This is a genomic window from Flavobacterium croceum DSM 17960, from assembly GCF_002917885.1.
Taxonomy (GTDB): domain Bacteria; phylum Bacteroidota; class Bacteroidia; order Flavobacteriales; family Flavobacteriaceae; genus Flavobacterium; species Flavobacterium croceum.
The window spans coordinates 43297-55517 of sequence record NZ_PQNY01000012.1; the positions used below are offsets into that span (position 1 = coordinate 43297).

Annotated in this window: 11 protein-coding genes, 1 tRNA gene and 1 pseudogene; 7 read left to right on the forward strand and 6 right to left on the reverse strand. The window is 33.0% G+C overall.

Features of this window, described 5'->3' with window-relative positions; translation table 11 throughout:
• The first annotated feature begins 46 nt into the window (after positions 1-46).
• From dnaE to Q361_RS09875, 4 genes and pseudogenes are all read left to right on the forward strand, one after another.
• Positions 47-4537 carry a DNA polymerase III subunit alpha gene (gene dnaE / locus Q361_RS09860; protein WP_103726562.1) on the forward strand — a complete coding sequence of 1497 codons (4491 nt, stop codon included), beginning with the start codon at positions 47-49 and terminating at the stop codon, positions 4535-4537.
• Positions 4538-4658: 121 nt separating this feature from the next.
• Positions 4659-4979: pseudogene (gene trxA, locus Q361_RS09865) on the forward strand (thioredoxin); the annotation flags it as partial.
• Positions 4980-5091: 112 nt separating this feature from the next.
• Entirely contained in the window at positions 5092-6018 is a 927-nt protein-coding gene (locus Q361_RS09870; RefSeq protein WP_103726564.1) for a DUF58 domain-containing protein, read from the forward strand.
• 87 nt (positions 6019-6105) lie between these two features.
• Positions 6106-6179: transfer RNA gene (locus tag Q361_RS09875), tRNA-Asp, on the forward strand.
• A 208-nt stretch (positions 6180-6387) separates the two neighbouring features.
• Here Q361_RS09875 and Q361_RS09880 read toward each other — a convergent pair.
• From Q361_RS09880 to Q361_RS09890, 3 genes are all read right to left on the reverse strand, one after another.
• Positions 6388-6732, reverse strand: coding sequence for a DUF4296 domain-containing protein (locus tag Q361_RS09880; RefSeq protein ID WP_103726565.1), 345 nt, complete (start codon positions 6730-6732; stop codon positions 6388-6390).
• A gap of 123 nt (positions 6733-6855) precedes the next feature.
• The gene (locus Q361_RS09885; RefSeq protein WP_103726566.1) at positions 6856-8193 is read right to left on the reverse strand and encodes a dihydroorotase; all 1338 of its coding nucleotides are present in this window, start codon (positions 8191-8193) and stop codon (positions 6856-6858) included.
• A 1-nt stretch (position 8194) separates the two neighbouring features.
• Positions 8195-8920 (reverse strand): polyprenol monophosphomannose synthase, encoded by a 726-nt coding sequence (locus Q361_RS09890; RefSeq protein WP_103726567.1) that lies wholly within the window; start codon positions 8918-8920, stop codon positions 8195-8197.
• A gap of 95 nt (positions 8921-9015) precedes the next feature.
• On the opposite strand from Q361_RS09890, the gene Q361_RS09895 reads away from it, so the two are divergent.
• The 3 genes from Q361_RS09895 (at position 9016) to Q361_RS09905 (ending at position 10739) form a co-directional block, all read left to right on the forward strand.
• Positions 9016-9681, forward strand: coding sequence for a DUF4271 domain-containing protein (locus Q361_RS09895; RefSeq protein ID WP_103726568.1), 666 nt, complete (start codon positions 9016-9018; stop codon positions 9679-9681).
• Between the two features lie 18 nt (positions 9682-9699).
• Positions 9700-10449, forward strand: coding sequence for a uroporphyrinogen-III synthase (locus tag Q361_RS09900; RefSeq protein ID WP_103726612.1), 750 nt, complete (start codon positions 9700-9702; stop codon positions 10447-10449).
• Positions 10450-10523: 74 nt separating this feature from the next.
• A complete protein-coding gene (locus Q361_RS09905; protein WP_146047004.1) occupies positions 10524-10739 on the forward strand; it encodes a hypothetical protein in 216 nt (71 codons plus the stop codon).
• 42 nt (positions 10740-10781) lie between these two features.
• Here Q361_RS09905 and Q361_RS09910 read toward each other — a convergent pair whose 3' ends face one another.
• The 3 genes from Q361_RS09910 to Q361_RS09920 are packed head-to-tail and all read right to left on the reverse strand — an operon-like array spanning position 10782 to position 12215.
• The gene (locus Q361_RS09910) at positions 10782-11399 is read right to left on the reverse strand and encodes an FAD-dependent oxidoreductase (RefSeq protein WP_103726570.1); all 618 of its coding nucleotides are present in this window, start codon (positions 11397-11399) and stop codon (positions 10782-10784) included.
• Positions 11399-11599 carry a hypothetical protein gene (locus tag Q361_RS09915; RefSeq protein WP_103726571.1) on the reverse strand — a complete coding sequence of 67 codons (201 nt, stop codon included), beginning with the start codon at positions 11597-11599 and terminating at the stop codon, positions 11399-11401. Before Q361_RS09915 ends, Q361_RS09910 begins: the two co-directional genes overlap by 1 nt.
• Before the next feature lie 37 nt (positions 11600-11636).
• Positions 11637-12215, reverse strand: coding sequence for a MarC family protein (locus tag Q361_RS09920; protein ID WP_103726572.1), 579 nt, complete (start codon positions 12213-12215; stop codon positions 11637-11639).
• Positions 12216-12221 lie beyond the last annotated feature (6 nt).

Here is a 12221-nt window from a genome sequence, read left to right on the forward strand (position 1 = left end):
AGCTCAAACAAAATCAAATTAGAACTTTTTTACTAGCATTTTTATTATGTATTTAATTTTTGATACCGAAACCACAGGGTTGCCACGTAGTTGGGCAGCACCAATAACCGATACAGACAATTGGCCTCGTTGTGTACAAATAGCCTGGCAATTGCACGACGATATGGGAAAACTATTGGAGCATCAAGACTATTTGGTTTTTCCAGAAGGGTATAATATTCCTTATGATGCCGAGAGAATACATGGAATTTCTACCGAGTTGGCTCAGCAAAAAGGTGTTGCTTTGCATGATGTTTTGTTAAAATTTAATGAAGCATTATCAAAAACTAAATATATTGTTGGTCAAAATGTAGGTTTTGATGTCAATATTATGGGCTGTGAGTTCCATAGAATGGGTATAGAAACCCAACTTTCAAAGCTTCCTATATTAGATACCTGTACCGAAACTACAGCCGAATTATTAAAATTGCCTGGAGGTAGAGGTGGAAAATTTAAACTACCTACACTTACAGAACTTCATCAATATCTTTTTGGAGAGCCTTTTGCAGAGGCGCATAATGCTACTGCCGACGTAGAAGCAACGACCAAATGTTTTTTAGAACTTATAAAAAGAGAGGTTTTTACCAAAGAAGAACTTCATGCAACAGAAGAATATTATGTCGATTTTCGCAGAAATAATCCAGAAACAATTCCGCTTATAGGGTTAAAACATACCAATTTAAAACAAGCGTCAGATGAAATAAGAAAGCAATTAGAAACCGATGTCAGTACAAAATCTTCCAAAGAACTTGAAGAAAACACCAAGGCACTCGCCGATGTTTCGTTTGCACATTTACATAATCACACACAGTTTTCGGTACTACAATCTACTATTTCTGTAAAAGATTTGGTTAGCGCAGCCGTAAAACACAAAATGCCAGCGGTAGCCATGACAGATACAGCCAATATGATGGGTGCATTTCATTTTGTTCGCGATGTTTTGGCACATAATAAGTCTGCAAAAAGTAAAAATGATCAAGCTTTAGAAAATGGAGAGCAACCCACAGAACCAATTCTAAAACCCATTGTAGGTTGTGAATTTAATATTTGCGAAAACCATACAGATAAATCGAAGAAAGACAATGGTTACCAAGTAGTGTTTTTGGCAAAAAATAAAAAAGGCTATCACAATTTGGCAAAAATGGCTTCTATTGCGTATACCAATGGCTTTTATTATGTGCCTAGAATCGACAAGGATATTGTTGAAAAATATAAATCTGATATTATTGTACTTACTGGAGGTTTGTATGGTGAAGTGCCTAGTAAATTACTCAATATTGGAGAAAAACAAGCAGAAGAAGCACTGCTTTGGTGGAAAAATTTATTTGCCGATGATTTATATATTGAGCTTTTGCGTCATAATCAAGAAGATGAAAATAGAGTAAATACAACATTAATTGATTTCTCTAAAAAACATAACATTAAACTTGTTGCTGCCAACAATGTGTTTTATATTAATAAAGAAGATGCCAATGCTCACGATATTTTATTGTGTGTTCGCGATGGAGAAAAACAGTCTACACCAATAGGGCGAGGGCGAGGCTATAGATTTGGGTTGCCAAATCAAGAGTACTATTTCAAATCTACCGATGAGATGAAAGTACTTTTTAATGATATACCACAAGCGATTACCAATATTGCTGAAGTAGTAGATAAAATAGAAGTTTATGATTTGTCTAGAGATGTTTTATTACCAAAATTTGATATTCCCTCGGAGTTTCAAATACCAGAAGATTTGAAAGATGGTGGTAAACGCGGAGAGAATGCCTACCTTAAACATCTAACCTACGAAGGTGCAAAAATACGTTATGGAGAACTAACAACAGAAATACAAGAACGATTAGATTTTGAATTAAAAACCATACAAAACACAGGTTACCCAGGTTATTTCTTAATTGTACAAGATTTTATCGCGGCAGCCCGTAAAATGGGTGTTTCTGTAGGGCCTGGTAGGGGTTCTGCAGCGGGTTCGGTAGTTGCTTATTGCCTTTGGATTACCAATATCGATCCTATGAAATACGATTTGCTATTTGAGCGTTTTTTAAACCCAGATAGGGTTTCAATGCCCGATATTGATATTGATTTTGATGATGAGGGGCGAAGCAAAGTAATGGATTATGTTATTGATAAATATGGATCAAACCAAGTAGCACAAATTATTACCTATGGTACTATGGCAGCCAAATCATCGGTGCGAGATACGGCTCGTGTACTCGATTTACCTTTGTTTGAAGCCGATAAAATTGCCAAATTGATACCTAATAACCTCAATTTAGCAAAAATATTTTCTTTAGAATTAGATAAATTAAAAGCAGCAGTTCGATCGGAAGAGTTTGATAAAGTGAAAGAACTAATCGAGCTTGCTCAAGCCGAAAATTTAGCTTCAGAAACTATCAATCAAGCAAAAATATTAGAAGGAAATCTTCGTAATACGGGTATTCACGCCTGCGGAGTTATTATTACACCCAGCGACATTACCGATTATGTGCCAGTAGCTACAGCCAAAGATTCAGATTTGTATGTAACCCAGTTTGATAACTCGGTAGTAGAAAGCGCAGGGCTACTCAAAATGGATTTCTTAGGTTTAAAAACTTTAACGTTAATAAAAGATACCGTAAAACTCGTTAAATACCGCACAGGCATAGAGCTTGATCCAGATGCTTTCCCAATAGATGATACCAAAACATACGAATTATTTCAGCGTGGAGAAACAGTAGGGATTTTTCAGTACGAGTCACCAGGTATGCAAAAGTATTTGCGTGATTTAAAACCGACTGTTTTTGGCGATTTAATTGCCATGAATGCTCTATACAGACCAGGACCTTTAGAATATATTCCATCATTTGTTCGTAGAAAAAATGGAGAAGAACCCATTACCTACGATTTAGATGCTTGTGCCGAATATTTACAAGAAACCTACGGAATTACAGTGTATCAAGAACAAGTAATGTTACTTTCGCAAAAATTGGCTGGTTTTTCCAAAGGTGATGCCGATGTATTGCGTAAGGCAATGGGTAAAAAGCAGAAAGATGTTTTGGATAAAATGAAATCCAAATTTATTGACCAAGCGGTTGCCAATGGACACGATGCCGAAAAGTTAGATAAAATTTGGAAAGACTGGGAAGCATTTGCTAGTTATGCGTTCAACAAATCACATTCTACTTGCTACGCTTGGGTTGCTTATCAAACAGCATATCTAAAAGCTCATTATCCTGCAGAATATATGGCAGCAGTACTTTCAAACAATATGAACGATATAAAATCGGTATCATTTTTTATGGAAGAGTGTAAGCGTATGGGACTAACCGTTCTTGGACCTGATGTAAACGAATCGTATTATAAATTTACAGTAAACGAAAATTACGCCATTCGTTTTGGAATGGGAGCCATAAAAGGAGTAGGGCAAGGTGCTGTAGATACTATTGTAGATCATAGAAAATCAGGAAAGTATAAATCTATTTTCGATTTAGCAAAACGCATCGACTTGCGTGCCGCAAACAAAAAAGCTTTCGAAAATTTAGCATTGGCAGGAGGTTTTGACTGTTTTGCAGACACTCATCGCGCACAATATTTTTATACCGATGGCGATAATAGCACTTTTTTGGAAAAAGCAATACGTTTTGGTTCAAAATTCCAAGAAAACGAAAATTCATCGCAAGTATCGTTGTTTGGAGATGCTAGCGAAGTGCAGATAGCCGAACCGCAAATTCCACCTTGCGAAACGTGGAGTACTATGGAAAAATTGGCTCGAGAACGCGATGTAGTAGGTATTTATATTTCGGGGCATCCGCTTGACGATTATAAATTTGAAATGAAATATTTTTGCAATGTAAAACTAGAAGCTTTAAAATATTTAGAGCCTTACATAAATAAATCACTCACATTTGCAGGCATTGTAACCAATGTGCAATACCGCACAGGCAAAAGCGGAAAAGATTGGGCTATGTTTACTTTGGAAGGCTATGATGAAAGTCATGAATTTAGAATTTTTGACGAAGAATATTTAAAATTCAGGCATTTTATTACTAATAATCAGTTTGTTTATTTTAAAGTAAATGTAAAAGAAGGCTGGGTAAATAGAGAAACAGGTAAAAAATCTGATCCAAGAATTCAATTTACCGATGTAAAACTTTTGCCCGATGTACTTCCTTCTTTTGCCAAAAAATTGATTATTCAAATGGAAATAAAAGAGTTGCAAAAAAATATGATAGAGCAATTAAATAATCTTTTTAAAAAACACCAAGGCGACAAACAAATTGCATTTGAAGTAATGGAAATAGAAAAAATAAAAAAAAACATTACCAACGAAGAGTTAATAAAAGAAGAAACCGATGCAGAAGTAGACGATGTTTCAACCGATTTGGCAGAACCAACTATCGAAGAAGAAATAAAGGTTGTTACATTTATGAATTTGCCAAGTCGAAAAGTAAAAATAAATATAAATAAAGAACTATTAGTAGAATTAGAAAAAATGCAAATGAGTTTCAAACTCAATTAAACTATTGATTATTGTAATAAAAAAATAGTTAAAAATAATGCAAGTTACATTTTGATACTAAAATGTTTCTGTAATTTTACAACCTGAAACTTGAAACAATTTCAAACTTTTAAATAAAAAATATATGGCTTTAGCAATAACAGACGCTACTTTTGAAGAAGTAGTTTTAAAATCAGATAAACCTGTAGTAGTAGATTTTTGGGCAGCTTGGTGTGGCCCGTGTAGAATGGTTGGTCCAGTAATAGAGGAAATCGCTTCAGAATATGAAGGAAAAGCAGTAGTAGGAAAAGTTGATGTAGATGCAAACCAAGAATTTGCTGCCAAGTTTGGTATTAGAAACATTCCTACTGTATTGGTGTTTCAAAATGGAGAAGTAGTAGGTCGTCAAGTAGGAGTTGCTCCTAAAAAAACCTATACCGATGCTATTGATGCATTGTTGTAAATAATTTTAATATTTAAGATATATAGGGTTCGGCAAAAGCTGAGCCTTTTTTATTTGTTAAAATAATTTTTAAATTGAATTCATTTTCAAAATTTCAAATTATATTTGAAACATGAAGATAGAATCTCAAAAAGAACTTATTTCGGGTTTTCAACACTTAGAATTATTAGCAAATCAAGTCGTTGAAGGCTTTATTTCGGGCATGCACAAGTCTCCTTTTCATGGGTTTTCTGCCGAATTTGCGGAGCATAAAGTATATAACAAAGGCGAAAGCACGAAACACATAGATTGGAAACTTTATGCAAAAACAGATAGACTTTACACTAAAAAATTTGAAGAAGAAACCAATTTAAGATGCCATCTTATTATCGATAATTCTTCATCGATGCACTATCCAAAGTTAAATTCCAATCAGCTTTTTTATCAAAGCAAAATAGGGTTTTCAGTATTGGCATCGGCAGTATTAATGAATTTATTAAAAAAACAACGCGACGCAGTAGGTTTAAGCATTTATTCTGATAAATACGAGTATTATGCTCCAGAAAAAGGTAGTGATAGGCATCATAGAATGTTGCTCAATCAGCTCGAAAACACACTTACTGCATCGGTTTCAAATAAAAGTACAGACACTGTAACTTATTTACATCAAATAGCCGAAAAAATGCACCGCAGGTCTATGATTGTGCTTTTTACAGATATGTTTCAATATGCAGATTCGGATAAATTATTTAACGCACTACAACATTTAAAACACGATAAACATAAAGTAATTGTTTTTCATGTAATTGATGAGGAAACAGAGCTTAAATTTGATTTTGATGCAACACCTCGAAAATTTATAGATTTGGAAACGGGAGAAATGATAAACCTTTTTGCAGATCAAGTTAAGCAAGATTATTTCAAAACGGCTCAAAATTATTTTAAAGAAATCGCTTTAGTGTGTGCGCAAAATAAAATTAAATATGTACCTGTAAATGTTGGCGCAAATTTTGAAAAAATATTAACCACATACCTTGCTGAAAAACAAATGTTTGGATAATTTTGATAAAAAAGTTTAAAAAAAACCACTAAAAGTACTTGTGTAAATAAAAAAGTGTTGTATATTTGCAACCGCAATTAAGGCGAAGGTTTGGTAGTTCAGTTGGTTAGAATACATGCCTGTCACGCATGGGGTCGCGGGTTCGAGTCCCGTCCAGACCGCTAAATTGGGAAAATTAATAAAAGCGTTCCGTATTTCGGAGCGCTTTTTTGCCCAAAAAAGCAAATGAAATGTTTTGGAAAACAACAGCAAAACATTCAAAATAGTTGTGTTGTTTCGTTCCGAGAAATCGGAACAAAAGGTTTAGTAGTTAGACCAATGAAAAGCTTTTCGCCTCTTGGCGAATAGCTTTTTTATTTTACAACTTTTTTATTTTTTTGTAGGAGTACTTTTTTGCTGAATTTCTTCTTGAATTCTATCCAATACAGACTGATTCATTTTTTGATATTCTTTAATATCAGACGCATAGTATTTGTCGTTATTCGCAAATGTTAAACTATCTATATTGTATTTGTTTTTGAGTAATTCTACTGGAGTAGGATAGGGAATATTGTTTGGGTTTTGCGATTTAATCGCTTCTAGTACAGCCATATCATACATAATTTCAATCATTTTTTGCTTTTCAATGAAATGATTAGGTTTTGGAACGGCTTTTTCTTTGCAGGCAAAAACAAAAAGTAGGGTAATTATTAAAATCAATTTATTTGCTTTCATATATAGGTATTTATTGCTTTGATGTAATGTAGTAAACGTTGTTAATTTTATTTCTCAGTCGCAAAATACATACTTCAAATTGTGTCTGCTAATTACAATTAATTAAAAGAAATTACTATCTATTTATCGGTTAAAAGTTAGTCTTTTTCCAGCTTTTACTTCGTTGAAGACACCTTGGTTGTAAACCAAACTGCCATTTACAAATGTATGGGTTATTTTACATTGAAATAATTCATTTTCAAAAGGAGACCATCCGCATTTGTATAAAATATTTTCTTGTTGTACTTGCCACGGACTATTCAAATTAAACAAAACAATATCGGCAAAATAGCCTTCTTTTATAAAACCTCTTTTTTCTATTTTGAATATTTTAGCTGGATTATGGCACATTTTTTCAACAATTTTTTCTAGAGATATTTTACTTTTTTTATAATTTTCAAGCATGGCTACTAGCGCATGTTGCACAAGTGGGCCGCCCGAAGGGGCTTGTAGGTATTTATTTTGTTTTTCTTCTTTAGTATGCGGAGCATGATCGGTAGCAATTACATCTATTTTATCTGACAAAAGAGCTTGCCAAAGAGCTTCTCTGTCTTGTTCGGTTTTAACAGCAGGATTCCATTTTATAAAATTCCCTTTGTTTATATAGTCTTGGTCGGTAAACCATAAATGATGTATACATACTTCGGCTGTAATTTGTTTTTCTTCTACTGGTATAGTGTTGGTAAAAAGTTCTAATTCTTTTGCAGTCGAGATATGAAAAATATGCAATCTAGCACCTGTTTTTTTTGCTAATGCTACAGCTTTTGAAGAAGAGATATAGCACGCTTCTGCACTACGTATAGCACTGTGGCAAGTTACAGGAATGTCTTCGCCGTAAATAGATTTATAGTGAGCTAAATTATTTTTTATAGTCGTTTCATCTTCGCAATGTACAGCAATAAGTGTTTTTACATTAGAGAATATTTTTTCTAAAGTATCTGGATTATCGACCAACATATTCCCTGTAGACGATCCTAAAAAAAGCTTAATGCCAGCCACATTTTTTACATCTGTTTTTAACAACTCATCGAGGTTGTCATTAGTGCCTCCCATCATAAAAGAATAATTGGCATAAGACGTTTGTGCTGCTATTTGATACTTTTGTTCGAGCAACTCTTGCGTTGTAGCATTGGGTACTGTATTGGGTTGTTCTATAAAAGAAGTAATACCTCCGGCAACAGCCGCTTTACTTTCGGTTTCTATAGTAGCTTTGTGTGTGAGTCCAGGTTCTCTAAAATGTACTTGATCGTCTATAACACCAGGCATTGCGTACAAGCCTTCTGCATTTATAACAATAGCGTTTTTTGGAATAGGGATATTCACATCTATTTTTGTGATATAATCATTTTCAATCAATATATCACTAACGATAATTTTGTTTTCGTTAATAACAGATGCGTTTTTTATAATATACAAACCCATGTTACAGTTTATTGAATAGTTTTCTTATTCTTAGTGAGATCACGCCAAAAACAGCTTCTTTAATAATAGCTCCACTCATTTTAGACTGTCCTTTGGTTCTATCGGTAAAAATGACAGGGACTTCCTTAATGTTAAAGTTTTTGCAAAAGGCTCTATACTTCATTTCTATTTGAAAAGCATAACCTATAAATTTTATCTTATCTAAGTTTATGGCTTCTAAAACCGATTTTCTATAACAAATAAAACCAGCAGTAGCATCCATAATTTTCATGCCCGTAATAAGCCTTACATATACCGAGGCAAAATAAGAAAGCAGCACTCTATTAAGGGGCCAATTTACCACATTTACACCTGTAACATACCGTGAACCTATAGCCAAATCTGCGGTATCCAAATGGCAAGCATCGTATAGTTTTTCTAAGTCGTGTGGATTATGAGAAAAATCGGCATCCATTTCGTAAATGTATTCATACTGATGTTGTAATGCCCATTTAAATCCATGCACATAAGCTGTTCCTAGTCCTGATTTTTTTTGACGAATTTCCAAAAACAAATTTTCAGGAAATTCTTCTTGAAGTTGTTTTACTTTATCGGCGGTTTTATCGGGAGAATTATCATCTACAATAAGAATATGAAAACGTTTTTGTAAAGAAAAAACAGCTCTTATAATGCTTTCTATATTTTCTATCTCGTTGTAAGTAGGAATGATAACTAAACCGCAATTCATTTGAAAAAATTTTTACAAAAGTACATTTTTTAAAACTTTTTCTTCTTAAATATATTGTAATAAGTGTAAAGAAATAATTTATACTTTTGCCTATCATGAAAAATCTCGATTTGCATTTACGTTCTATAGAAAACAAAGATTGGGCAACTTTGCTCTTTTTGTTGTGTTTTGCAGTTGTAGTTATCGCAAAAACTTTTTTTGACTCAAGGTTTCATGATTATATGCGGTTATTGTTTTCAAATAAGTACATAAAAATTTACAAAGATTCGAGCCACATGCTGAGCATTTTTAATGTGCTGCTGTTTTTTGTAAACTTGGTTTCGTTGTCTTTTTTTATTCAAATTACGTTGGAGCATTTTGGTTATGGAAATCGGCACGATTGGGTTTTATTTATACGAATATTTACTTTATTGGCTGTGTTTATTCTGTCTAAATATTTATTTGAAAAAATTATTGCCGTTGTGTTTAACATCGAAGAAGTTTTGGAACAGTTTAGTGCGGCAAAAGTGAGCTATAGAACCTATCTTGGGTTGCTACTATTGCCTTTTGTACTTGTTATCTATTTTAATGATTTTGAGATAAATTCGTTAATATTAACGCTTATTGCCATAATATTGATAATTAATGCAGTAACATATTTACTTTCGTTAAGAAATTATCAAAAATTCGTGGCGGGTTATATGTTTTATTTTATTTTGTATCTTTGCGCACTTGAAATAACGCCCTATTATTTCATATATTATTTGGTTACAAAAAAATAGTGCATTAGAATGTCAAATTTGAAAGTTAAAACAATTTTGGTGTCACAGCCAGAGCCAAAGGTAGAAAATTCGCCCTATCACGAAATTCAGCAAAAGCATAAAGTGAAGATAGATTTTAGACCTTTTATTCATGTAGAAGGTGTAAGTGCCAAAGATATTAGGGCTCAAAAAATAGACCTAAGTCATTATAATGCAATTATTCTTACGAGTAAAAATTCTGTAGATCACTTTTTTAGAGTAGCAGAAGAAATGCGCTATAAAGTTCCAGAAGATTTGCGGTATTTTTGTCAATCAGAGGCAGTTGCATATTATTTACAAAAATATGTAGTGTATAGAAAACGCAAAATTTATGTTGGGCAAAAGGATTTTGCCGATATGACTTCTTTATTTAAAAAGTATAAAGACGAAAAATACTTATTACCTGCTTCAGATCAGCTAAATGCAGATGTGCCTCAAACACTAAACAGTTTAAAACTTGATTGGACACAAGGTATTTTTTATAAAACAGTAATGAGTGATTTGTCTGATTTGGCAGATGTTTACTATGATATTTTAGCATTTTTTAGTCCTACGGGTATAAAATCGTTGTTTAAAAACTTTCCAGATTTTCAACAAAATAATACAAGAATCGCTGTATTTGGTAGCACTACACAAAAAGAAGCCCTAGAAAACGGATTGAGAGTAGATATTATGGCTCCTTCTCCAGAAGCGCCATCGATGACAATGGCTTTAGAAAAATATCTTGCAGAGGTAAACAAAGCAAAATAGTTAAATATCGTATAGAAATAGTATAAAAAAACTTCCGTTATGTAGCGGAAGTTTTTTTTATGTTTTTAAAAATTTTGAATGCCCATATAAATAAAATAAAGCCAGCAAAATATACCCATTCATCTATAGGCGTTCCTGGAGGTACAGGAGAAGCTGGAGGTGGAGGGTTTGGCGCAGCAAAAGTAAAACTGCAAACCAATAAAAGTATAATCAACGATAATAATTTCATGCTACTTTTTTTCATTTGCGGTAAAAGTATAAAAAAAATCACATATTATAAAACAAAATAGATGATTGTACGATTTTATCGTTTATCTTTTACAAATTAGGTTTTAAAAGGCTTCTTTTTTAATGCTATCGTGCGATTGTGTAGGAATTCCGTTATTAATAGCTGTTAAAATATCTGTAGCTACTGCGGCACCACTTCCTGCGGCTATAGATAATTGACTTCTACACCCAGCTAGAGTTCCTGCTACATAAATGCCTTCGGTTACTTTGTTGTCGTCATTAATGAGTTGTATACGCTGTTTTTCGGGATTTGTTTTTTTATGAGGAATTACATAGTCCATTAACCCTTCAATAGCAAACATATTAGAATTCCCTGTGGCGACAACGATATTTTTAGCAGTATACGTGTTTTTGTTGGTAAATACCTCAATTCCAAAAGGTTGCTTTACTATTTTAAGCACTTTTTCATCTTCAATAACAGCTACTTCTGGATAATATGTTGTTAATTGCTTTAAACTGTTTTCAAGCAAATCTTTTCCTAAAGTTCCAGCAGGTATGCCATACGCATTATAAAAAATAGCTTCTTGCAATGCAGATGATTTTTGATGTGCAATAACACCAATTTTTTTATCTGCCATAAAAGGTTTTTTGAGTGCAGAACCCAGTATTAAGGCGCACGAAATACCAGAAACGCCTCCACCTATTATAAGCACTTCAAACATTAGTTGTTTTTTGATTGTTCTACAACTTTTTTAGATAATCTAAATATAAGTAAAATTAACACAGCACAAATAGATGCTGCTGCACCAATAATAGCAACCAAACTATTTCCTTCTGTAGGATTCTTAAAATCAATAAGAGTAATGTTAAATACAATTAATGCAATGGCAAGAACCAATAATATTGTTGTAAAAATTTTCATTGTAAAATATTATACTACAAATTTATTAATATAAATGTTAAATGAACAACCCTTTAACATTTGCAGCAAATAATTTAACAGCAATTGCGAGTAATACTACCCCAAATGTTTTTCGTACCACACCCAAACCATTTTCGCCCAATAGTTTTTCTATTTTTGAAGACGATTTTAAAACAGCATAAACCACAATAATATTGCCTAGAATAGCCAAAACGATATTAATAGTAGCGTATTGAGAGCGCAAAGATAGCAAAGTGGTCATTGTACCTGCTCCAGCAATAAGCGGAAAAGCCAACGGAACAATAGATGCCGATTTTGCTTCTTGCTCTCTATACAATCGTATGCCTAAAATCATTTCTAAAGCTAAGAAAAATAAAACAAAAGACCCTGCAACTGCAAAAGAATGTACATCAATACCAATAAGCTTTAATAACTCTTTACCTATAAATAAAAAGGTAATCATGATAACCCCCGATACTATAGCTGCTTTTTCAGATTCTATATGTCCGAATTTGCTTCTTAAATCTACAATCACAGGTATAGAACCAATAATGTCAATTACAGCAAAAAGTACCATACCTACCGTAATTATTTCTTTTAAATCTAGTCCAAACATCATTTT